The sequence below is a fragment of the Pseudomonas sp. Marseille-Q0931 genome, assembly GCF_940789645.1.
Taxonomy (GTDB): Bacteria; Pseudomonadota; Gammaproteobacteria; order Pseudomonadales; family Pseudomonadaceae; genus Aquipseudomonas.
In genome coordinates, this window is the sequence record NZ_CALNWT010000002.1 from 508341 (window position 1) to 530119 (window position 21779).

The following is a 21779-nucleotide window of genomic DNA, read 5'->3' on the forward strand; positions in this document are numbered from 1 at the left end:
TATCCGTCCTTTTAGAGGGCGGCAGCCGGAAACTGCTCCAGCGCTGCCTGCAAGGCCGCGGCACTGGCGCCGCGACAGTCCACAACGATTTCCGCACCCGCATGGCGCGCCTGCTCGGCAACGCGCGGGCTGGGTACGAACAAGGGTAGCCGAGCCAACGCCGGCCAGTCATCGCCGGCCAGCTGCAGCAGATGTTCGAAACCCTGTCCACTGCTGACAACCAGGCCGTTCAGGCGTTCCGCTCGCACGCACAGGCCGAGCTCGCCCGGCGCGTACTGCGGCAGCACACGGCGATACAGTGGCAGATAGTCGACCGCCACGCCTTGGCCGCGCAAGCGCTCGGCGAGAAATTCTCGGCCACCTTCGCCACGCAGGATCAGTACGCGCGGCGCAGCTGTCGTGGCGATAGCCTGGTGCAGCGCCGGCAGTGCGAGCAGCGCTTCGCTGTCATCGCCAGAGTCGGGAAAATACACACGCAAGCCCTGCTCGGCGAGCACCGCAGCAGTGGCGGCGCCGACACTGAACCAGGGCAGGTCGACTGCTGCCGCATGTCGCGCCAATAGCTGCAGACCAATCCTGGCGGCCGGTTTGCTGACCACGATCACCGCGCAATAGCGCTGCAGCTCGGCAAAGGTGCTGCGCTGCTCAGCGGTTTCGGCCAACGCCTCGATGGCCAGCAGCGGCATGCAGTGACTGGCGACTCCCTGGGCGGCCAGGGTCTGCGCCAGCGCCGCACAGTCCTCGGCAGGACGCGTCAGCAACAGGCGCCAGGCGCTCAAGGGTGACCGGCCTCACCGTAAACGGCCTTGAGAATGGCCTCGGCACCCTGCGCCAGGAGCGCCTCAGCCACGCGTACGCCCAGCGCTTCGGCATCGCTGCTGGCGGCGCGCTCTTCGGCGCGCAGCAACAGACCTCCGTCGGGTTGGCCAACCAGGCCGCGCAGCCACAGCTGGTCGTTCTCGAGCAGGGCATAGCAGGCGATAGGCACCTGGCAGCCGCCATTGAGGTGTTTGTTCAGCGCCCGCTCGGCGGTGACGCGCAATGCAGTCTCACGGTGATGCAGAGGCGCCAGCAGGGCATGCACGTCGCTGTCGGCGCTGCGGCACTCAATGCCCACGGCGCCCTGGCCGCCGGCCGGCAGGCTGTCTTCGGCGCTGATCGAGCTGCGGATGCGATCTTCGAAACCCAGGCGGATCAGACCGGCAGCGGCGAGGATGATGGCGTCGTATTCGCCGGCATCGAGCTTGGCCAGACGGGTGTTGACGTTGCCGCGCAGGAACTGGATTTTCAGATCGGGCCGGCGCGCCAGCAACTGGGCCTGGCGACGCAGGCTGGAGGTGCCGACCACGCTGCCGGCCGGCAGTGCATCGAGGCTGTCGTAGGTGTTGGAGACGAAGGCGTCACGCGGGTCTTCACGCTCGCAGATGCAGTACAGGCCCAGCCCCTCGGGGAAATCCATCGGCACGTCTTTCATCGAGTGCACGGCGATGTCGGCCTCGTTTTCCAGCAACGCGGTTTCCAGTTCCTTGACGAACAGCCCCTTGCCACCAATTTTCGCCAGCGGCGCGTCGAGCAACTTGTCGCCGCGGCTGACCATGGGCACCAGGCTGACCTTCAGGCCAGGGTGGGCCTGTTCCAGTCGGGCTTTGACATACTCGGCCTGCCACAGGGCCAGGGCGCTCTTACGGGTGGCGATGCGGATTTCGCGGGACATGGGGCAATTCCAGAAAACGGATTGCCGCGAATCATAACAGGCTCGCCCATTACGGGCGCTGCCAGGCGGCCATAGGCCGCAGGTTTGTCGGTCACTGCGAAGGCGATGACGCCCTGGCGCGCAGCTCAGAGTGTCAGAGTGCCTGCATCAACTTGCGTACGCCGGCCACATGGCGGCGGCTGACCACCAGCGAATCGCCTTCCAGCCCCTTGAGGAACAGCTGGAAATGCCCGAGCGGGGTGCGCTGCAGGCGTTCGATACGCTCGCGCGCCACCAGCGCATTGCGATGGATGCGCACGAAACGGTCACCGAACTCGTCTTCCAGCGCCTTGAGCGGTTCGTCCAGCAGCACTTCGCCGCCCTCGTGGCGCAGGGTCACGTACTTGTGATCGGCGATGAAATAGACCACGTGATCCAGCGGAATCAGCTCGATGCCCTTGCGGGTGCGGGCGCTGATATGGGTGCGCGGCCCACCGCCGGTCTCGGCGGCTGGGCGGGTCAAGGCGGCCAGTTGCACGCGGTTGGGCCGCTCGGCCTTTTTCAAGGCCTCGTTGAGGCTCTCGGGCCGCACCGGTTTGACCAGATAGCCAACGGCGCTGACCTGGAAGGCCTCCAGGGCGAACTCGTCGTGCGCCGTGCAGAAGATCACCGCAGGCGGCGCTTCGCGCTCGCAGAGTTTCGCGGCGACCTGCAGGCCGTCGAGCCCGGGCATGCGGATATCCAGCAGGACCACATCCGGCTTGAGGCTATCAATCAGGGTCAGGGCTTCCTCGCCATTGCTGGCGGCGGGCTCCAGGACCCGGTAGCCCTCGAGCTCACCGACCATGCGGCTCAGGCGCTCACGGGCAAGGGGTTCGTCATCGACGATCAGGACATTCATATTGCTCTGGCTTCCTGCGTGAGTCTCGCACAAGGATAGCGTAGACAGCTGTAGTGACGGCCGTCACGGCGCTCCACGCTGAGACTCGCGCGGGGGCCAAAAAGTGCCGCCAGACGCGCATCGATATTACTCAGCGCTTGCTGCGTTCCCCGCGACGGGTGCTGCTCGCCCCGCTCTTCATACGGATTGCTGACACACAAGCTGAACACACCATCCTGGTAATGCGCTTCAACCCGCACCAGGCCACCTTCGATACGTGGCGCGATGCCATAGATCAGCGCATTCTCCAAAAGAGGCTGCAGGGTCAGCTGGGGAATCGGCAGATCCTCCGGCACACCCTCGACCTCCCACTGCAACTGTAGTCGCTCACCGAGCCGATAGTGCTCGATAGATAGATAACGTTTCGCCAGTTCCAGTTCCTCCTTCCACGCAACCAGCGTGCCGGGCTTGGCCAGGCTGGCGCGAAACAGATCGGACAAATCCAGCACCGCCTGCTCGGCCTTGTACGGGTCGAGCGTGACCAGGCTGGCGATGCTGTTGAGGCTGTTGAACAGGAAATGCGGACGAATCCGCGCCTGCAACGATTCGATGCGCGCGCGCAGTTCGGCCTGCTCCTGCCGCCGCCATTGGCTCTGCAGATAAAAATAGCGTAGCAGCAGTGCGGACATGATCAGGCTGATCAGCGCATGGCGCAGGTAAAGATTCACCTCGCCGGCGCGCGGCAGCGGCCCGCCGAGTTCGTAATAGTCGGCCACCGCCGTGCAACCCAGGGTCAGCAGCACCACCAGAGCGCAGCACAGGCCGCCCGCCAGCGCCGGACGCAGACGCGCCAGCAGCGGCCGCAGGCGACATAGCACGGCCGCCGAGAGCAGCACGATCCATTGCACGAACAGCGAGGTCAGGGCCAGGCGCACCCAGTCGAAGCCCGGCGTCATCGGTTCGGCGAGCACCAGCACCAGTACCAGCAGCTCGGCCAGCAGCACCATGCTCAGCAGGGCTTCCGGCTGGCACAGTTCCGGGACGAAAAAGTCGTCGATGGCGGTGTTGGATTTATTCTTGGCAAGCGATTGTGTGTGCATCGACGCAGTTTCCGTGTCGCCTTGCGGGCCGGCAAGCGAGACGGCTCCAGCCGGACGAAATAAAGCACCGAAATGCCGCCTTCAGCGCAAAATTGTGAAGCAACCGACAACGCCAGCGACCGCCCGACGGCGAACGCGGCCCGGCGAAACGTCCGCCGACCCTGCTATTATCGACCCACTTTGTCCGCCATGCTGGCCAGCAATTAGGTCAGCCCGATCCAGAGCCCGAACCATGAGCAGCGAAAAAACCAACCAATCCTGGGGCGGCCGCTTCAGCGAGCCCGTCGACGCCTTCGTCGCCCGCTTCACCGCCTCGGTCGAATTCGACAAGCGCCTGTACCGCCACGACATCATGGGCTCCATCGCCCACGCCACCATGCTGGCCAAGGTCGGCGTGCTCAGCGACGCCGAGCGCGATGCGATCATCGATGGCCTGAAGCAGATTCAGGGCGAGATCGAAGCTGGCACCTTCGACTGGCGCGTCGACCTGGAAGACGTGCACATGAACATCGAAGCGCGCCTGACCGACCGCATCGGCGTGACCGGCAAGAAGCTGCACACCGGCCGCTCGCGCAACGATCAGGTAGCCACCGACATCCGCCTGTGGCTGCGTGACGAGATCGACCTGATCCTGGCGGAAATCACCCGCCTGCAGCAGGGCTTGCTGGAACAGGCCGAGCGCGAAGCCGAGACCATCATGCCCGGCTTCACCCACCTGCAGACAGCCCAGCCGGTGACCTTCGGCCACCATCTGCTGGCCTGGTTCGAGATGCTGTCGCGCGACTACGAGCGCCTGGTCGACTGCCGCAAGCGCACCAACCGCATGCCGCTGGGCAGCGCTGCGCTGGCCGGCACCACCTACCCGATTCAGCGTGAAATCACTGCCGAACTGCTGGGCTTCGACGCCGTGGGCGGCAACTCCCTGGACGGCGTATCGGATCGCGACTTCGCCATCGAATTCTGCGCCGCCGCCTCGCTGGCGATGATGCACCTGTCGCGCTTCTCCGAAGAACTGGTGCTGTGGACCAGCGCCCAGTTCCAGTTCATCGACCTCCCGGATCGTTTCTGCACCGGCAGCTCGATCATGCCGCAGAAGAAGAACCCCGACGTACCCGAGCTGGTGCGCGGCAAGACCGGCCGCGTGTTCGGCGCCCTGACCGGCCTGCTGACCCTGATGAAAGGCCAGCCGCTGGCCTACAACAAGGACAACCAGGAAGACAAGGAACCGCTGTTCGACGCAGCCGACACCCTGCGCGATTCGCTGCGCGCCTTCGCCGACATGATCCCGGCGATCAAACCCAAGCACGCCATCATGCGTGAAGCGGCGCTGCGCGGTTTCTCCACCGCCACCGACCTGGCCGACTACCTGGTGCGCAAAGGCCTGCCGTTCCGCGACTGCCACGAAATCGTTGGCCACGCGGTGAAGTACGGCGTCGACAGCGGCAAGGACCTGGCCGAGATGAGCCTGGACGAGCTGCGCCAGTTCAGCGACCAGATCGAGCAGGACGTGTTCGCCGTGCTGACCCTGGAAGGCTCGGTTAACGCCCGCAACCACATCGGCGGCACCGCACCGGCTCAGGTGCGTGCGGCGGTGGCACGCGGCCGGGAACTGCTGGCCAGCCGCTAAGCACGGCTCGGCGAGAAACGGGAAAAGGAGTTCCCATGCCTGAATTATTGTTGCGCGGCTTGGCGCTACTCGCCGAGATCATGCTTGAAATCATAATCGGCTACGTCTTCTACACCAGCGGCTGGCTGGCACTACGACTTTTGACGCTGGGCCGCTACCCGAATCTGCCGCTGCGCGTGACCGACCCTTCGGGTTCGCGCAGCGCCTGGGTCGCAACGTTCGGCTTCCTCTGCCTGGTTGGCCTGCCCCTGACGTGGCTGACCGTCACTTACAGCTGAACGCTGCCACGAGACATTTCCATGCCTATAGACATCCGCCCCGCCACCCCTGACGACGCCGAGCTGATCCTGCGCTTCATCACTGACCTGGCCATCTACGAAAAGGCCGAGCACGAAGTGAAGACCGATGCCGCAGGGATCCGCGACAGCCTGTTTGCCGATGGCAGCACTGCTCATGGGCTGATCTGTGAACTGAACGGCGAGCCGATCGGTTACGCCGTGTACTTCTTCAACTACTCCACCTGGCTGGGCAAGCACGGTCTGTATCTGGAAGATCTTTACGTCAGCCCCGAAGCACGGGGCCTAGGCGCCGGCAAAACGTTGCTACGCCACCTGGCGCAATTGGCCGTGGTGCGCGGCTGCGGCCGCTTCGAATGGTCGGTGCTGGATTGGAATACGCCCGCCATCGACTTTTACGAGTCCTTCGGCGCCCGCCCGCAAAGCGAATGGACCACCTATCGCCTCACCGGCCAGGCCTTGCTGGACTTCGCCGCAGGCTGAGAAAGCCAGCGTCTGGCTAGGGCAACACCTCTGGCCTAAGGTGATACATGTGCAGCCAGGGCGAACCGATCTTCATCGCAGAATACCGCACCCTCAATACGAATCTTTGCAGTCGAGCTGCTAACTCAGGTTTTCGCCTGCAATTTTGAAGTCAGCCTGAAAGGCGTCGGCGCACCCTGCGAATGAGCCTGCTTCAGAAGCAGCAAGGCGCGCTGCTGCATTAACTGGCGGTGGCCGCCTTGAATAGTCAGTGCTGGATTGGAACACCGCGGCTATCGACTTCTACGAACACTTCAGCCCGCCTGCAGAGCGAGCACGCCGGCTACCGCCTGGCCGGCGAGGGCCTGATCGGCACGCGTATCTGTTGCGAGCTGATGACCGCGCTGTTCAATAGCCACGAAAATCTGCAGGCAATTGCCAACCGTTGCTGGGCAAACACGCCCGCGTAGTACACGCGGGCTCTGTGATTAGCCCAGCGCTGCAGCGCCGGCCAGCGCCACCTGCCCGTCCTGGGTCGGGTGCATGCCTGACACGCCTATAGCGCCGATGACCTCGCCATCCCGAACCAGCGGCACACCACCCTCAAGCAGAATGGCATTGTGCATCGACAGCAAGCGTAGTGCCGCGCCGCCAGTTGCCAGAGTTTCCTCGAAGCCCTTAGTCGAGCGCTTGAACAGCGCCGCAGTGGACGCCTTCTTGATCGCTATATCGACGCTGCCCAGGGCCGCTTCATCGAGTTTGTGCAACAGCACCAGGTTTCCACCGCTGTCAGCCACTGCAATCACCATCGGCCAGCCGTTGGCCAACGCTTCACGCTCAGCCGCTGCAGCAATATGTCGCGCCTGCTGCAAATCGACAGGAGCGCCATAGCTCAGTACACCGGGAGCGAATCGGTCTGATGCACTCATGGCATTGCCTGCCCACCGTTGACATCGAGCACCTGCCCGGTGATGTAGCCGCTGCAGGCGTGTGAAGCGAGGAACAGATAAGACGGCGCCATTTCCTCCGGGGTGCCAAAGCGGCCCATCGGGATGGTGGTGCTGACCGCTGCGCGCGCAGCCTCATCCTTATCGGCGTGGAAGGCAGTGTCCACGGTGCCAGGCGAAACGATGTTGAACCGGATATTGACCGGGGTAAATTCACGTACCCAGTTGCGCTGAATGTTGTGCAACCAGGCTTTGGCCGCAGCATAGAGGCTAGCGCCGGGGCCACCGCCGCCATGCGCGGCGATCGAGCCGGTGGTGATCACTGCGGCGCTCTGTCCGCTGGCTTTGGCCGAGGCGCGCAGATGGGGAATGGCCTCACGGGTGAACATCAGCGCCGAACGCAGGTTGACGTCGGTCATGGCATCGAAGAAGGCGTCATCGATGCTCTCCAGGCCACGGCGCTCCAGCAGTGCCCCAGCGTTGTTGATCAATACATCGATACCGCCGAAACGCTCGACGAATGCCGCAACCGTGGCAACGCAGGCTTCAGTCTTACCGAGATCGCCAGCGAAGAACGCCGCCTGGCCGCCATCGGCTGACAACTCACTGAGCAGCGAATCGAGGTTGGCCGGCGAGTTGCGTGCGGTGATGCCGACGTTGGCGCCAAGCTTGGCGAAGGCGCGCGCAGTAGCTAAGCCGATACCCTGTGTGGAGCCGGTGATCAGAACGCGCTTGCCGCGCAGGTCGTTGAAGGTCATTGGGTGCATTCCTCTTTACGGTGAGCAGGGGATTCCGGGGCAATGCCTGCGCGGTGTTTGAGTAAGCGCAACAGCAGCGGCAGCAGCCACAGAGACAGGGTAATGATGGCGAGCGCCAGCGACACCGGGCGTTCGAAGAACACCATCAGGTCGCCTTGGGCGCGCATCATCGAGGTGATGAAGGTTTCCTCGAGCATCGGCCCGAGGACGATGCCGAGGATCATTGGCGCCAGTGGAAAACCGTTTTCTTCCATGACGAAGCCGATGATGCCGAAGGCGAGAATGATGACGATGGCGAACAGGGTGTTTTCCACGGCGAAGGCACCGACGATAGAGAACGCCAGGATCACCGGCATGAGGATGCTCTGCGGCACCTGCAGCACGCGCTTGAACAGCTTGATGGCGAGAAAACCGAAAGGAATCAGCATGAGGTTGGCGAGCAGGAACGCCAGGAACACCGCGCTGATCATGTCGGCGTTCTCGGTAAAGATAGTTGGGCCCGGACTCAGGCCCTTCATGAACAGCACGCCGATGACGATGGCGGTCAGCGAATCTCCGGGAATCCCGAACACCGTGGCCGGGATGAAACTGCCACCAACTGCCGCGTTGTTAGCTGCGGTAGCCGGAACAATCTTGGCCATGTTGATCTCATCCGAGGTGGTGCGCCGGGCCGCTGCGCGCTTGGACATTGCATAGGAAATGTACGCCGCCACGTCGGCGCCGGCCCCAGGCAGAATGCCCACCAGCACACCGACGAACGACCCCCGGGCGACACCCAGCTTGTACTTGAAGATGTCGCGCAGCGCCTGCAGCAGCATCGGCTTTTGAGGCACCAGGGCGGCCTGCCGGGAGTTGCCCGCGCGGCTGTTACGGGTGCAGAAGCGCAGGATCTCCGCCACGGCGAACATACCGATGATCACCGGGATGAAACCCAAACCGCCGAGCAGGTCAGCATTGCCGAAGGTAAACCGCGCCTCACCGGAAACAGGGTCCAGTCCCACGCTTGCCACCAGCAATCCGAGCAGCAGCGACACTGCACCTTTGACTGGCGAGCTGTCAGACACCGCAATGGCGGCGGTCAGGCCCATGCAGGCCAGCCAGAAATATTCGAACGAACTGAAGTTGAGGGCGAACTCGGCCAGGGATGGCGCGAACAGGACTAGCGCCAGTACGCCGACGCTGCCGCCGATGGCCGAGCTGACCGCACTCATGCTTAGCGCATACTCACCCAGGCCTCGCTGCGACAGGCCATGGCAGGGCTCGGTGTAGGCCGCGGATGCCGGCGTACCGGGCATGCGCATGTACACGGCGGGAAGGTCGCCGGAGAAGATCGCCATGGCGGCCATGGTGACGATGGCGGCAATCGCTGGCACTGGGTCCATGAAGAAGGTCACCGGCACCATCAGCGCTACCGCCATGCTGGCAGTGAGCCCAGGAATGGCGCCGACAAAAAGGCCGTACAAGGCGGCAATCATCATCACCACCAGGACCTCGAAGGTCATGACCATACCGAAAGCATTGATTATCGCGTCCACGCTCAGCGCCCCTGGTAGTTGGCGAGAACGCCCATGGGCAATTGCACGCTCATCAGCTGCTGGAAAAACAGGTAGAGAAACACCGTAACCAGCACCGCGGTCACCCAGGACAGCAACGGACGACCGCTGAAGCGCTGACAGAGCAACCCCACCAACGACACGCTACACAGCGGAAAACCGACGCTTTCGATAGCCGCGATGAACGCCACCACCAGCAGCGGCACCAGCACGACATTGATCACTCGCTCGCGATCACACATCCAGGGGCCGGCCTGTACCAGCCAGAAACCGCCTTGCTGAACCAGCGTCAGGCGGATGCCCTTGATCAGCAGGATCACCCCACAGACCGCCAACAGGCTGCCGATGATCGAAGGAAAGAAGCCGGCGCCGTACTGGAAGAACGGCGAAGTTTTCATCTGCTGACCGTGTACCAACACAACCAACCCGAGCAGGGTGAAGCTCACCCCAAGAGTGATATCGCTGAATTTCATACTGTGCGCTCCTGTCGATCGGCAATGGCCCCTAACAGGCATAGGCGGCCACTGTGTCGGTTAAGGATTGAGCTTGCCGATCAGAGACTGAACGTCGCGGGTGTGCTGTTCCAGGTACTCTCCGAAGGCCTCAGCGTTGCGCCACTGCGGACGGAAGCCACGATCTTCCATTTCCTTACGCCATTCGGGGTCGTTGTAGATTTTTTCCAGGGTCGTCTCGAGCCTGATCTTGATGTCGTCTGGTAGGCCGGCAGGCGCCACCAGTGCACGGAACGAACCCAGTTCCAGATCCAGGCCAGTTTCCTCTTTCAGGGTCGGCACATTCGGGTAGGCGGCCTGACGCTCGGAGCCGAATACAGCGAGACTGCGTACTTTTTCCGAGCGCAGCAGCGCGTCGGCCTCGGGTAACGAGCACGGTACAAAGTCGACACCGCCAGCAGCCAGATCCTGCATCGCCGCAGCGGCGCCCTGGCCGGGAATCATGCGCACTTTTTGCATGTCGACCTGCCAGGCATCCAGCAGCCCGGCCACGGCCATCGGCCAGGAACCTCCGCAACCGCCGGCGCAGGCGATGGTGTATTTGGCGGGGTCCGCCTTCAGCGCATCGAGCGCTTGGCGCAGGTTGGTGAAGGGCGAATCGGTTTTGACCTGGAAGCCGGCCAGGTCGAAGTTGTACTGGCCGATGGGCGTGAAGTCGCTAGCCTTGAAGTCGGCCTGGCCCATCTCCTTGTAGTGGGCATAGTTGAACAGGATCCCCAAGGTGTAGCCGTCGGCCTTGGAGCTGATGATCTTCTGAATGCCAACCACACCACCACCCTGGCCCAGGTTGATGACATTGAACTGCTGGCCCAGCTCCTGTTTGAGGTACTTGGACAGGATCCGCGCGGTTCCATCGGAACCGCCTCCAGCACCAGCCGGCACAATAATGCTCACCGGACGACTTGGCCATTCGGCGGCCATCGCTGGTATGGCCAAGCCCAGTGCAAGGGTGAGTGCGGCCAGTTTGCAACCGGCGCGGCTCAGCAATTTGCCGAGGGTGAAAGACTGTGACATGCGGGGTGCATGATTAATGAGCATAACGAGCTCTCCTTTTATTATTGTCGAGTACAGCTGTCATGGTGATTGGGTGCAGCGAATATCAGTTTTGCGTTGCCCTCCAGGCCGACACGAAGGCTGCCGCGTTCTCGCCGACCTCGGCCACGCTCATTCCCGGCTTGTACAACGCCGAACCAAGACCGAAACCGCTGGCACCCGCTTGGACGTACGCGGCCATACCCGCTGGCGTAATACCGCCGACCGGCAGCAGGGCGATGTCACGAGAGAACACCGCGCGCCAGGCTTTGATGATCGACGGGTTGAATTGCTCGGCGGGAAACAGCTTGAGCACCTGGGCACCGGCCTCCAGCGCGGCGAAGCCTTCACTCGGTGTGGCCACCCCAGGCGAGCTGAACAGCCCGGCGCGGCGTGTGGCGCGAATCACTTCAGGGTTGCAGTTGGGCGACACGATCAAGCGCCCACCAGCCTGCGCCACCTCTTCCACCTGCCCTGTGCTGAGCACGGTGCCTGCTCCGATCAGTGCGCGATCACCCAGTTCAGCCGCCAGCAAGCCGATGCTCTGCAATGGCTGCGGCGAATTCAGTGGAATCTCGATCAAGCGAAAGCCTGCCTCATAGAGCGCCAAGCCTATGGGGACGATCTCCTTAAGGGTGACACCGCGCAGAATGGCGATCAGCGGCAATTGCTGCAGGTAGGAATCATCCATGCTGGGCACTCCTCGAAGCGTCGACAGGCGGTGCGATGACAAGAGAGGCGGCACAGGCCAGGTTCCAGAGCCCCACGACCCCGGCGTTTTCCAGGATGCGTACGGAGTCCACGCCAAAGCGAGCCAGGGCCAATCGATAGCGCTCACACAGGTGGGCATCGCCAATCAGCACCAGCGGCGGACAGGCGCCACCCTCAAGACTGGCGAGCACGCTTCGCAGCTCCTCGCCAATCAGCAGTCCAGAGAGATAATCCAAACTCTCTCCCGCGCTCAGGCGGTCGGTGAGCAAAAGACTGCGGGTGCTGAACAGACGACCGGAAATACCTTCGGCGCCGCTCTGCCGAGCGGCATCGAGCCCGCCAATGAAAGCCGCGTCGCTGCGCTCGCTTCCCTGCTCACGGGCCGGGCGACCAAGAATCGAATGGTCACGCAAGACCGCGAACAACTCGCCTGTCATATAGGTCGCGAAGTGGCTGATCGCGCCGTCGCGCACCGTGACCCATTTGCTGTGGGTACCCGGCAAAACCAGCAAGGCGTCGTCACCTAGTTCAGGGGCCAGTTGCAAAGCACCGAAGACCTGGGTTTCTTCACCTCGAATCACGTCGGGTAGCGCGCCTGCATCGAGCACCCCGGGCACCAGATGCAGCGTGCCGCAGGCAGTATGCAAAGCCAGCAACCCATCCACCAGGTCGCTCGCCGTAGCCGGGCATACGGCGTAGGGCACCTCGCGCCAGCCCTGGCGGCTGCCAATCATGCCGCACGCCAGCGCAGGCAGCTCAGGCCATTGGCGATGCCAGTCACCTATCAACTCTTCATAAGCGCGGGCAAAATCGCCATCTGGTGTGTGCTGTACGCCCCACGGCCGACTCTGCGAAGCCAGCACCCGGCCGTCTTCGCCGAGCAGATAAGCGCGTAGCGATGAGGTACCCCAGTCGAGGGCGATCAGCGTCGGCGAGTGGCGTTCAGTCATGAGGCACTCCAACCCAATTCTCGGGAAATGGCGACGGCACAAGCCGTTACGTCCGGGCGCAATTCGTGCAGACGTGCTTCCGGCATATAAGGGATGGCACCGGCAACACTCAGCGCAGCGACAATTTGCCCGCTGGCATCGCGAACTGGCGCGGCGACACAGCGCACGCCCAGCTCGTTTTCTTCTAAGTCGAGGCTGAAACCGCCCTTGGCATAGCCGTTCATCAGCTCGCGAAACTCATCCCAAGGCGTAAAAACCTCACGCAAGCCAGACTGCCCGGCTCGACGTCGCAGGCCCTGTTCGTATAGCTCCAACCACTGCGTTTCCGTCAGGTCGAGCATCAGCGACTTACCAATTCCCGTCAGCGCCAGGGGCATGCGCAGGCCGATTCGCGAGCGCATTTCTAGACCGCGACTGCTCGGTAGCTTCTCGATGTAGAGCACATCGCCGTCCTCACGCACGCCCAGGTGCACGGTGTCCTGGGTTAACCGTGCCAAGGCCTCCAGATGAGGGCGCGCCACATTCGCCAGCGGCATCTGCGCGCGGGCCTTGTAGCCGAGTTCGATGAGTTTTGGGCCAAGCTGATAGCCACCAGCGCTACCGCCAATGGCGCGCAAATGACCTGCCTGCACCAGAGCGGTGATCAGGCGATGAGTGGTGCTGCGCGTACAGCCAATGATTGCACCGATGTCGGCGAGGCTGCTGGCCCCCTGGGCAACGGCGTCGATCACAGCCAGCCCTCTGAAAAGCGCCTGGGCACCAGTGGGTGCTTGGTTGTTGTTTTTATGGGACATAGGTCTCTCCTGACGATGGACTCTAATCGGCTTTTTTATAATTCTCAACATGCGAAACCAACTCCCACATTATAGGAGTCAATAATTCACAAGGTATTCCGCATGGCCAGTACGCAACCACGCTGTCAAACTGAACACTCTTTCCAAAGACATGGATTTGCACCTTGAGCACTGTCGACGAGCAAGAAGACGAAGACTTCGCCGAAGCCACCCTGATCCAGGCGATCGAGAACCAGCTGGAAAGTGGCGAACCGGCTGCCGCCAAGGCGGTGTACAACACGCTGACGCTGGTCGGTTACCAGCGCGAGGAGATTCTCGAGCTGATGGCGCTGGTGCTGGCTCATGAAGTCGACGCCATGCTGTGCGAGGATCGCCCCTTCGATGGCGCCTGGTATGAACAGGCCCTGCGCGCTCTACCGGAGCTGCCGGAAGAAAGCTGAACCAGGCAACTCGCCGATAGGCAGAGCGCGCCACAGGGTTCTACACTGCAAGAGCGCCATAACGACAAGACGGAGTCACCATGAAGTCATTCGACGCTGACCTGATCGACGAGCTGGAAATCCTCGCCCTGTACAACCTGGACAACCATCAGGAAGGGCTCAAGGTGCACAACAACGCCTCATTCAAGGCACAGGGCGCCATTACTCGCCTCTACGAAAAAGGCCTGGTGAGCCAGGCCGATGGCGGCTACCTGACCAGCCTGGGCATCGACGCTGCCGAACATGCACAGGCGCTGCTGACCATTCTTTCGGCCCGCAAGACCACCTCCGCTTAATTTCGGTTGCCCGCCGGCCGCCCTCAAGGGGAAGGCGCGGCGGGCGATATAGCGTCAAGGCACTGCACTGGCGAGCACGCCGCTGATAGGCTTGCCGCACCCGCAGTAGAGTTCGAGCATGACGCGCACGCAGGAAATACGCCCCGATATCGATGACGGCATCGACCGCAAGGTGCTGGCACAGTTGCGTGCGCGCTTTCTGCAGATCAACCAAGGCCGTCTGCAACGGGCCATGGAAGCGCTGTCCACGCGTCAGCAGCTGGTTCTCAAGCTGTTGCCGCTGCTGTTGCACGTCAACCATCCGCTGCTGCCCGGCTATGTTTCGGCCAGCACACCGGCCGGCCTCAGCGGTTTCGAGCCGGACGACGAGAGCCTGGCCGAAGTGCAGCGCCTGACCCGCTCCTTCGTCTACAAGCCGCGTCGCGGCCAGGGTGCTGCGCCGTTGCATGGACTGTTCCTGATGGGCAGCCTGGGCACCGTGGCCCAAGCCGAGCAGAGTGACATGGACCTGTGGCTGTGCCACTCGCCCAACCTCACCGCGCAGGAGCTGCAGGACCTGCGCAAAAAATGCGACCAGCTGGAAAGCTGGGCCGCCACCCAGGGCGCCGAAGTGCATGTCTTTCTGGTCGACCCGCAACGCTTCACCCAGGGCGCACGTGAGGCGCAGCTGACCTCGGACGACTGCGGCACCACCCAACACTACTTGCTGCTCGACGAGTTCTACCGCACCGCGATCTGGCTCGGCGGACGCACGCCGATCTGGTGGCTGGTGCCGGTTTACGAGGAGGCGCGCTATCACGACTACTGCCGCACTCTGCTGAGCAAGCGTTTCGTGCGCGCCGAAGACGTACTCGACCTTGGCCATCTGGCGCACATCCCGCCGGAAGAATTCATCGGCGCGGGCATGTGGCAGCTGTACAAGGGCATCGAGTCGCCCTACAAGTCCGCGCTCAAGCTGCTGCTCACCGAGGTCTACGCCAGCGAACACCCGAAGGTCGAATGCCTGGCGCTGCGCTTCAAGCAGGCGGTGTTCGAAGGCCGCCTGGACCTCGACGAACTCGACCCCTATATCGTCGTCTACCGCCGCCTGGAGGAATATCTCAGCGCACGGGACGACCGGGAAAGGCTCGAGCTGATCCGCCGCTGCCTGTACCTCAAGGTGAACAAGAAGATCAGCCGCCCGCCGACCCGCGGTCGCACCAAGAGCTGGCAGCGCCTGTTACTGGAACGCCTGACCGACGAGTGGGGCTGGCAGACTCGCCAGCTCAGCGTGCTCGACAGCCGCAGCCAGTGGAAGGTGCGCCAGGTCGCCGCCGAACGGCGTGTGCTGGTCAACGAGCTGACCTACAGCTACCGCTTCCTCTCGCAGTTCGCCCGCAGCGCCCAGGCCGGCAGCTCGCTGAACAATCGCGACCTGAATGTACTGGGCAGACGTCTGTACGCCGCATTCGAGCGCAAGGCCGGCAAGGTTGAGTTCATCAACCCCGGCATCGCCCCGGACCTGGCCGAAGACACCCTGACCCTGGTCCAGTATCCCAGCCCCGAGGCGCCGAACGAAAACCTCTGGGCGCTGTTCAATGGCAGCCTGGGCGCTCAGGAGTGGGCCGATTTCGCGCCGCTGAAGCGCTCGCGCGAACTGATCGAGCTGCTTGCCTGGTGCCATCGCAACGGCGTGATCGATAGCAGCACGCGCCTGTCGCTGCACCCGGGCACCAGCGACCTCACCGAGTACGAGCTGTCCAACCTGATCGGCAGCCTGCAGCAGAGCTTCCCGTTGCCCCTGCCCAGCGTGGAAGAGGCGGCCCTCCTGCGCGCCAGCGTGCCCGGCGAAGTGCTGTTGCTGGTCAATGTCGGCGTCGACCCGCTCAAACAGCACAGCCAGATGAACGTGCACATGACCACCGGGCGCACCGATGCGCTGGGATATTCCGGAGTCCGCGAGAACCTGGTGCTGACCCTCGACCAGATCGTGCTCAACAGCTGGAACGAGTTGCAGGTCAGCCGCTACGACGGCCAGGACGCGCTGCTCGACTGCCTGCGCGACCTGCTCAACAGCCTGCCGCTGGGCGGCCCGCAACCCAAGGTGGTCGTGCGCTGCTATTGCCGCAATCGTGCCCAGGCCATCGCCGAGCGGGTCGAAGAGCTGCTGCGCGATCTGCTCGAAAGCTACGCCGAAGGTCGCCAATCGCGCTACCTGGTGCAGGTGCGCCAGCATTACCACGTGCTGCAACTGAAGCCCGGCCAGGTCAGCCATGCCGCGCTGGGCGATCTGCCCGCACTGCTCGATCACCTAGGCGCCGAACAGGACATCTACAGCCCGCTGCGCCTGGACCGCCATGCGCTCGATAGCGACGACTTGGCACTGATCCTGCCCATGGGGCGTCCACAGTGCATCCAGGTGTTCTACCGCCTGCACGAAACCAGCGGCGAAGCCGAGCTGACCCTGCTCGACGAGCACAACGCCCTGTGGCGCCGACGCCTGCCGTTTCGTGACGAGCAAAGCCTGCTCACGCCGCTGCAGCGCTTTCTGCAGTCGCTGCTGTATCGGCGCAACGCCATGCTGCCGCTCGATGGCAGCGACAACCCGCCGGCACTGGAAATCCTTTACTATCAGTTGCTTCCGGCTGCGCCGTTGCGCGCCCAGCGCCTCGAGCGAAGGCCGGCGCCCGAGTCCCAGGTCAGCCATCCCTTCTACGATGTGCAGGCCATCGTCGAGCCGGGCGACGGCCGCCAGCGCCATGTCACGCTGTACTGCAACCATCGCGAGTTTTCCGAACTGGAATACGGCGACTCGCTGTTCGCCAGCGTGGCACGCCATATCCTCGCCCAGCGCCGCGACGAAGAGCGCTACCCGTGCTACATCACCGACCTCGATCTGTCCGCCGTACAAGGCGACCGCCACCCCTCGGTGGTGAACTACCTACGCTTCAAGACCAGCCTGGAAGAAGCTCTGAACCAGGCGCTGCGAACCCTTTAGATGCATTATTGATAAGGATTCTCATTAGAGATATGATGCCGGCTCGCTGTGACGCTCCCGATGTCCGCAGCCGCCGGCAGCCCGTATCGTGTCCTCATCACCCAACTCGAAACTCGACCTCTACCTCGCCCATCGCAATGCATTGGTAGACTACGCCGCCCCCATACTCGGCTGCCGCGCCCAGGCCGAAGATGTCGTTCAGGAAGCCTGGCTGCGCTTCAACGGCCGCGCCGACCAAGAGGCAGCGATCAACCAGCCGGTCGGTTATCTCTATCGCATCGTTCGCAATCTCGCCTTCGACCTGATCCGCCGGGTGACCAGCGAGCGCCAGCAGGCCGATGGCGAACGCCTGCTCGAAGAACTGTCAGACCACACGCCCGGGCCGGAGCAGCAGGCTGCCAGCAGCGACGAGCTGCGCATCGTCAATGCGGCCCTGGCCGAACTGCCGGAACGCGTGCGGCGCGCCTTCGAAATGCACCGCCTGGAAGGCCACACCTTGCAGCACATCGCCGCGACACTGAACATTTCAGTCGGCCTGGCGCATCAGTTGGTGCACCAGGCGCTGTGTCATTGCGCCGACCGCCTGGAGCAGGCCAATGGCTGATCTGAAAATCCGCTGCGCTGATCCGTCTTTTGCTCGTATGGCCGCCACTGTGCGACCCTTGCCCACTTTTCAGGACACCCCGGAACGACCATGACCGGCAACCTCAGACACATCGCTCTGGACTGGCTGCTGCGCATCCAGCAGCGCCCGGAGGATGCCGCGTTGCGCAGCGAGCTGGCCGCCTGGCTGGCCAGCGATGCCAACCATGTCGAGGCCTACCGCAAGGCCGAGCGGGTCTGGCGGCTGACCGGCATGGCTCAGTCTGCAGCTACCGAAGTGCCTGCCGATGTCGCGCCACCAGTAACGGCAATCCCGCGGGCGGCGCGCCCGCTGCGTTCGCGTCGCCGCCGCTGGCCCGCCCTGCTCGCAGGTTCGCTGGCTGCTTGCCTGGTGGTATTCATCGCGCCGGACGCCTACCTGAGTTACCAAAGTGACTACCGCACCGGTCTCGGCGAGCAGCGCAGCATCGAGCTGGACGACGGCAGCCGCATACAACTGGACAGCCAATCGGCAATTGCCGTCGAGTTCGACGGCAATCGACGTGAAGTCCGCCTGCTCAGCGGCCAGGCGTTCTTCGAAGTGGCGCCGGACAAGAGCCGCCCCTTCACCGTCGATGCCGATCAGTTGCAGATCACCGTCACCGGCACCGCCTTCAACGTCGCCATCCGTCCCGGTAAGTTGGCCGTGGCGGTGCAGCACGGCTCGGTGCGCGTCGCGCAGGACGATAGCCTGATAGCGGAATCGCTGCAGTCGGGACAGCGGTTACGCTGGCGCAGCGATGACGAAGTGAGCCTCGACAAGCTCCCGGTCAGCCAGATCGCCGCCTGGCAGCACGGCAAGCTGGTAGCGCGCGATGCACGGATTGCCGACGTGCTCGACGAACTGCGCCCTCACCTACCCGGCAAGCTGGTTCTGCGCAACGAAACCCTCGGCGAGAAACGCATTACCGGCGTCTACGACCTGAACGATCCGGACGCGGCCCTGCGCGCCGTGGTGCAACCCTATCAGGGCCGGGTCAGCACCTGGACCGGCTGGTTGCGCATCGTCGAAGGCCAGCCCTGAGCCGCTCCGTGCGGCGTCTTTTTCGTTCATACGAAAATAATTGAAAAATTTCTGAAAATTTCCCGCGCCGGAACGTCATTGCCTCGAACTCGAATCGATACAGATTCGCATTAGCTTTCATTTGGGCCTCTGGCCTGTTCGGGGAAAACATGGACAAGCAGTTGCAGCGGCAAGGAACTCCCGCCATCCATCGTCAGAAACTGGTTCGGGCCATCAGCCTGGGCATTCTGGTCCAGTGTGGCGCCCTGCCTATGGCGACCAGCCATGCGCTGGCCAATGACAGCGTGAGCGTCCAGCTGCAGCAACAGCATGTCTTCGACATTTCCGCCCAACCCCTGGGCGACGCGCTGATCGCCTTCGCCCAGCAAAGTGGCATTCAGATCAGCGCCGACCCTTACCTGCTCGCACGCCGGCATGGCAACCAGGTCAAAGGGCAGATGAGCGCTGAGCAGGCCCTGCAACGAATGCTTACCGGCAGCAACATCGGCTGGAGCTTTGAGCAAGGGCTGCTGAGCTTCCATCAGCTCGACAGACAAAGCGATGTGCTGGAACTGAGCAACTCGGTGGTGATGGGCAGATCAGACAGTGCCTACCAGGGCGAAGCCGTCATCGACCGCCGCGCCATCGAGAACTTCGCCGGTGCCAATGGCGACATGACCACCATGCTCAAGATGCACCCCAGCGTGCGCTTCGATACCACCCAGCAAAGCTCCAATACACCCGGCGAAATCAACCCGGCGGACATCAGCATCAACGGGGCCAAGTTCTACCAGAACAACTTCATGGTCGATGGCGTCAGCATCAACAACGACTTGGACCCAGGGGCAAGCAGTGGCTCGCGTAACGACATAAACAACGCTTATGGCCTGCCCAGCAACGCCTTCGGCATCGCTCTGGACGCCGACCTGCTTGAAGAGGTGCGGGTCTACGACTCCAACGTCTCGGCCAAGTACGGGCGCTTCAACGGCGGCGTCATCGACGCGATCACCCGCCGACCGACGCACGACTTCCATGGCAAGATTTCCGCGCAGATGACCAAGTCCGACTGGACCGAATACCACATCAACCATGACGAGATGAGCGAAGAGGAATTCGCCAAGTCCAGCACTTACTCCAACCAGCCGGAATTCAAGAAGCTCACCACCCGAGTTCTGCTCGAAGGCCATGTCACCGATAACTTCGGGCTGCTCGGCAGCTTCGTGCGCAAGAACTCCGAGATTCCGCTGTATACCTACGACGGAGGCTTTGAAAGCACGGGCGACCAGGTCAAGAAGGACCAGAAGCGCAACATCGACAACAAGATGATCAAGGCATTCTGGACGCCCCATGACCGTCTGGACATGACGTTGACCCTGGTCGATGCGCCGGCTGAAAACACCTTTTTCAAGAACAACCAGAAAAACTCCGGTTTTCGAATCGACCAGGGGGGCCAGACCGCTGCCCTCAAAACCGTCTGGACGGGCGACACCTTCACCTACACCCATCAGCTCGCCTACAAGATGGTGCAAAGCTCGCGCGACACCGACAGCAACGTTCACAAGCAGTGGCGCTGGTCGCAGGACAAGAACTGGGGCAACCCGCTGCGCGGTGCTGGCTCCACGAGTGTCGAAGGCGGCATGGGCGATCTCGAACAGCGGCAAACCGGCTTCGAGTACAACCTGGACATAGTAGCCAATCCGTTCAACTTCGCGGCCGCGACCCATACGCTGGGGTTTGGCCTGGAAGTACGCAGGCAGAAGGCATCTTACGAAGTGATGGAAGATGCCTTTGGCGCTTCGGTGCTCAGGCGCACCACGGCGACCGCTGGCACCAGCTGCGTCACCGCCAGTGGCACGCTCGATACGGAGTACTGCTCGGTCAGTGTCGATGCCACCGGCAAGCCCGAGCGCCAGTACTTTGGCCTGCTGAACAACGTCAGAGCGGGAAAGGTGGAAGCCGAACAGATCGACTATGCGCTCTACCTGCAGGACGACATCCAGATCGGCAATCTCAAACTGCGCCCTGGCGTACGCTTCGACGCCGATAACTACATGGACAGGAAGACCATCGCGCCGCGCTTCGCGGCCAGCTACGACTTCTTCGGCGACGAGCGCAGCGTGCTGACCGTCGGCGCCAATCGTTACTACGGGCGCAACCTGTTCAAATACCGCCTCGCCGATGGCCGTGAGTCTCTGCGCTGGCGGGCCACGCGCCTGAACTCCAATACCGACACCATCCGCGACTTCGGCCCCTGGACCAACTTTGGCGTCGATGAGAGCAGCTTCCGCAAGATCGACATTCCCTACGACGACGAATGGATGATCGGCTTCGCCCAGCAAGCGCTGGGCATGCAGTTCGAACTCAAGTACGTGCACCGCGACGGCAAGGATCAGGTAGTGCGCAGCCGTGCCAGTTATCTTGGCCTGGAAGCGGGCGATGGCACAGACAGCATCGCCAACTACTACACCTACACCAATGCCGGAAAAAGCCGCAACGAGACCGTCACCCTGACGGTCAACCCGCTGCAAAACCTGAGGTTCGCAGGCACCCAGACCAGCTTTCTGTTGGGCCTGGACTGGAACCGCACACGCAGCGCGCAGAACAGCTACGAGAACACTCTCAACGAAAGCCGCCTGGCGGACGACGACGTCTATTTCGACGGCAGCCTCATGCCTTATAGCGAACTGCCGGCCGACAACTTCAACCGCCCGTGGACCGTGCGCCTGAATACGGTGACCAGCATCCCGGCGCTGAACCTGACCTGGACCAACTTCCTGCGCTACCGCGGCCCCTACGATCAGATTTTCCGCGCCAGCCCGGATACCATCACCATCGATGGCGCCGACTACGAGAACTACGAAGTCGGCAGCGTACCCGCCGCGCCAACCTGGGATACCAGAATCAAGTGGACACTGCCGCTTGGCGGCACCCAGTCGACCTATGTAGCGGTCGACATCACCAACGTCACCGACAAGATCAACACCATCGTCAGCGACAGAGCCGGCACCATCAGCTACGAGACCGGCCGCCAGTACTGGCTCGAAGTCGGCTACCAATTCTAATAAGG

General features: G+C 62.7%; 21 protein-coding genes. 9 read left to right on the plus strand and 12 right to left on the minus strand.

Annotated features, from left to right (window positions below):
• Positions 1–11: 11 nt before the first annotated feature.
• The 4 genes from P3C50_RS08550 to P3C50_RS08565 all read right to left on the minus strand — a co-directional run bounded on the left by P3C50_RS08550 (position 12) and on the right by P3C50_RS08565 (position 3673).
• Positions 12–779, minus strand: coding sequence for a uroporphyrinogen-III synthase (locus P3C50_RS08550; RefSeq protein WP_197859015.1), 768 nt, complete (start codon positions 777–779; stop codon positions 12–14).
• Positions 776–1714, minus strand: a complete 939-nt coding sequence (hemC, locus tag P3C50_RS08555) for a hydroxymethylbilane synthase (RefSeq protein ID WP_275545660.1) — start codon at positions 1712–1714, stop codon at positions 776–778. Before hemC ends, P3C50_RS08550 begins: the two co-directional genes overlap by 4 nt.
• Positions 1715–1847: 133 nt before the next feature.
• Positions 1848–2594, minus strand: coding sequence for a LytR/AlgR family response regulator transcription factor (locus P3C50_RS08560; protein ID WP_197859013.1), 747 nt, complete (start codon positions 2592–2594; stop codon positions 1848–1850).
• A complete protein-coding gene (locus P3C50_RS08565) occupies positions 2591–3673 on the minus strand; it encodes a sensor histidine kinase (RefSeq protein ID WP_275545661.1) in 1083 nt (360 codons plus the stop codon). The genes P3C50_RS08560 and P3C50_RS08565 overlap by 4 nt, the downstream gene beginning before the upstream one ends.
• 232 nt (positions 3674–3905) lie before the next feature.
• Between P3C50_RS08565 and argH the strand changes: the two genes are divergently transcribed.
• The 3 genes from argH to P3C50_RS08580 are packed head-to-tail and all read left to right on the plus strand — an operon-like array spanning position 3906 to position 6079.
• A complete protein-coding gene (argH, locus tag P3C50_RS08570) occupies positions 3906–5300 on the plus strand; it encodes an argininosuccinate lyase (RefSeq protein WP_041976060.1) in 1395 nt (464 codons plus the stop codon).
• Positions 5301–5335: 35 nt separating this feature from the next.
• Entirely contained in the window at positions 5336–5578 is a 243-nt protein-coding gene (locus tag P3C50_RS08575) for a hypothetical protein (RefSeq protein WP_275545662.1), read from the plus strand.
• A 21-nt stretch (positions 5579–5599) separates the two neighbouring features.
• Positions 5600–6079 carry a GNAT family N-acetyltransferase gene (locus tag P3C50_RS08580; protein WP_275545663.1) on the plus strand — a complete coding sequence of 160 codons (480 nt, stop codon included), beginning with the start codon at positions 5600–5602 and terminating at the stop codon, positions 6077–6079.
• Positions 6080–6546: 467 nt separating this feature from the next.
• Here P3C50_RS08580 and P3C50_RS08585 read toward each other — a convergent pair whose 3' ends face one another.
• From P3C50_RS08585 to P3C50_RS08620, 8 genes are all read right to left on the minus strand, one after another.
• A complete protein-coding gene (locus tag P3C50_RS08585) occupies positions 6547–6987 on the minus strand; it encodes a heme-binding protein (protein WP_275545664.1) in 441 nt (146 codons plus the stop codon).
• The gene (locus P3C50_RS08590) at positions 6984–7763 is read right to left on the minus strand and encodes an SDR family NAD(P)-dependent oxidoreductase (protein ID WP_275545665.1); all 780 of its coding nucleotides are present in this window, start codon (positions 7761–7763) and stop codon (positions 6984–6986) included. The genes P3C50_RS08585 and P3C50_RS08590 overlap by 4 nt, the downstream gene beginning before the upstream one ends.
• The gene (locus P3C50_RS08595; RefSeq protein WP_275545666.1) at positions 7760–9265 is read right to left on the minus strand and encodes a tripartite tricarboxylate transporter permease; all 1506 of its coding nucleotides are present in this window, start codon (positions 9263–9265) and stop codon (positions 7760–7762) included. Before P3C50_RS08595 ends, P3C50_RS08590 begins: the two co-directional genes overlap by 4 nt.
• A 35-nt stretch (positions 9266–9300) precedes the next feature.
• A complete protein-coding gene (locus tag P3C50_RS08600; RefSeq protein ID WP_275545667.1) occupies positions 9301–9789 on the minus strand; it encodes a tripartite tricarboxylate transporter TctB family protein in 489 nt (162 codons plus the stop codon).
• A 60-nt stretch (positions 9790–9849) separates the two neighbouring features.
• Positions 9850–10842: a Bug family tripartite tricarboxylate transporter substrate binding protein gene (locus tag P3C50_RS08605; protein WP_275545668.1), complete on the minus strand. Its 993-nt coding sequence runs from the start codon at positions 10840–10842 to the stop codon at positions 9850–9852.
• An 85-nt stretch (positions 10843–10927) separates the two neighbouring features.
• On the minus strand, positions 10928–11551 hold the full coding sequence (locus tag P3C50_RS08610) for a 2-dehydro-3-deoxy-6-phosphogalactonate aldolase (RefSeq protein WP_275545669.1): 624 nt from the start codon (positions 11549–11551) through the stop codon (positions 10928–10930).
• Positions 11544–12521 carry a 2-dehydro-3-deoxygalactonokinase gene (locus tag P3C50_RS08615; protein ID WP_275545670.1) on the minus strand — a complete coding sequence of 326 codons (978 nt, stop codon included), beginning with the start codon at positions 12519–12521 and terminating at the stop codon, positions 11544–11546. The genes P3C50_RS08610 and P3C50_RS08615 overlap by 8 nt, the downstream gene beginning before the upstream one ends.
• On the minus strand, positions 12518–13315 hold the full coding sequence (locus tag P3C50_RS08620) for an IclR family transcriptional regulator (RefSeq protein ID WP_275545671.1): 798 nt from the start codon (positions 13313–13315) through the stop codon (positions 12518–12520). Before P3C50_RS08620 ends, P3C50_RS08615 begins: the two co-directional genes overlap by 4 nt.
• A gap of 155 nt (positions 13316–13470) precedes the next feature.
• Between P3C50_RS08620 and P3C50_RS08625 the strand changes: the two genes are divergently transcribed.
• The 6 genes from P3C50_RS08625 to P3C50_RS08650 all read left to right on the plus strand — a co-directional run bounded on the left by P3C50_RS08625 (position 13471) and on the right by P3C50_RS08650 (position 21774).
• Positions 13471–13755: a hypothetical protein gene (locus tag P3C50_RS08625; protein ID WP_275545721.1), complete on the plus strand. Its 285-nt coding sequence runs from the start codon at positions 13471–13473 to the stop codon at positions 13753–13755.
• 80 nt (positions 13756–13835) lie between these two features.
• The gene (locus tag P3C50_RS08630; RefSeq protein WP_275545672.1) at positions 13836–14090 is read left to right on the plus strand and encodes a TIGR02647 family protein; all 255 of its coding nucleotides are present in this window, start codon (positions 13836–13838) and stop codon (positions 14088–14090) included.
• A gap of 118 nt (positions 14091–14208) precedes the next feature.
• Entirely contained in the window at positions 14209–17067 is a 2859-nt protein-coding gene (locus tag P3C50_RS08635; RefSeq protein WP_275545673.1) for a class I adenylate cyclase, read from the plus strand.
• Between the two features lie 88 nt (positions 17068–17155).
• Positions 17156–17671: a sigma-70 family RNA polymerase sigma factor gene (locus P3C50_RS08640; RefSeq protein WP_275545674.1), complete on the plus strand. Its 516-nt coding sequence runs from the start codon at positions 17156–17158 to the stop codon at positions 17669–17671.
• 90 nt (positions 17672–17761) lie between these two features.
• Positions 17762–18733, plus strand: coding sequence for a FecR family protein (locus P3C50_RS08645; RefSeq protein WP_275545675.1), 972 nt, complete (start codon positions 17762–17764; stop codon positions 18731–18733).
• 149 nt (positions 18734–18882) lie between these two features.
• Positions 18883–21774, plus strand: coding sequence for a TonB-dependent receptor (locus P3C50_RS08650; RefSeq protein WP_275545676.1), 2892 nt, complete (start codon positions 18883–18885; stop codon positions 21772–21774).
• The last annotated feature ends 5 nt before the right edge of the window (positions 21775–21779 follow it).

Bases quoted from the DNA above. Each gene is read 5' to 3' on its own strand.
- P3C50_RS08580 (WP_275545663.1), top strand. From the start codon at position 5,600: ATGCCTATAGACATCCGCCCCGCCACCCCTGACGACGCCGAGCTGATC.
- hemC (WP_275545660.1), bottom strand. From the start codon at position 1,714: ATGTCCCGCGAAATCCGCATCGCCACCCGTAAGAGCGCCCTGGCCCTG.
- P3C50_RS08590 (WP_275545665.1), bottom strand. From the start codon at position 7,763: ATGACCTTCAACGACCTGCGCGGCAAGCGCGTTCTGATCACCGGCTCC.
- P3C50_RS08605 (WP_275545668.1), bottom strand. From the start codon at position 10,842: ATGTCACAGTCTTTCACCCTCGGCAAATTGCTGAGCCGCGCCGGTTGC.
- P3C50_RS08565 (WP_275545661.1), bottom strand. From the start codon at position 3,673: ATGCACACACAATCGCTTGCCAAGAATAAATCCAACACCGCCATCGAC.
- P3C50_RS08630 (WP_275545672.1), top strand. From the start codon at position 13,836: ATGAAGTCATTCGACGCTGACCTGATCGACGAGCTGGAAATCCTCGCC.
- P3C50_RS08645 (WP_275545675.1), top strand. From the start codon at position 17,762: ATGACCGGCAACCTCAGACACATCGCTCTGGACTGGCTGCTGCGCATC.
- P3C50_RS08620 (WP_275545671.1), bottom strand. From the start codon at position 13,315: ATGTCCCATAAAAACAACAACCAAGCACCCACTGGTGCCCAGGCGCTT.
- P3C50_RS08610 (WP_275545669.1), bottom strand. From the start codon at position 11,551: ATGGATGATTCCTACCTGCAGCAATTGCCGCTGATCGCCATTCTGCGC.
- P3C50_RS08600 (WP_275545667.1), bottom strand. From the start codon at position 9,789: ATGAAATTCAGCGATATCACTCTTGGGGTGAGCTTCACCCTGCTCGGG.
- P3C50_RS08575 (WP_275545662.1), top strand. From the start codon at position 5,336: ATGCCTGAATTATTGTTGCGCGGCTTGGCGCTACTCGCCGAGATCATG.
- P3C50_RS08560 (WP_197859013.1), bottom strand. From the start codon at position 2,594: ATGAATGTCCTGATCGTCGATGACGAACCCCTTGCCCGTGAGCGCCTG.
- P3C50_RS08595 (WP_275545666.1), bottom strand. From the start codon at position 9,265: ATGACCTTCGAGGTCCTGGTGGTGATGATGATTGCCGCCTTGTACGGC.
- P3C50_RS08585 (WP_275545664.1), bottom strand. From the start codon at position 6,987: ATGAGTGCATCAGACCGATTCGCTCCCGGTGTACTGAGCTATGGCGCT.
- P3C50_RS08615 (WP_275545670.1), bottom strand. From the start codon at position 12,521: ATGACTGAACGCCACTCGCCGACGCTGATCGCCCTCGACTGGGGTACC.
- argH (WP_041976060.1), top strand. From the start codon at position 3,906: ATGAGCAGCGAAAAAACCAACCAATCCTGGGGCGGCCGCTTCAGCGAG.
- P3C50_RS08650 (WP_275545676.1), top strand. From the start codon at position 18,883: ATGGACAAGCAGTTGCAGCGGCAAGGAACTCCCGCCATCCATCGTCAG.
- P3C50_RS08635 (WP_275545673.1), top strand. From the start codon at position 14,209: ATGACGCGCACGCAGGAAATACGCCCCGATATCGATGACGGCATCGAC.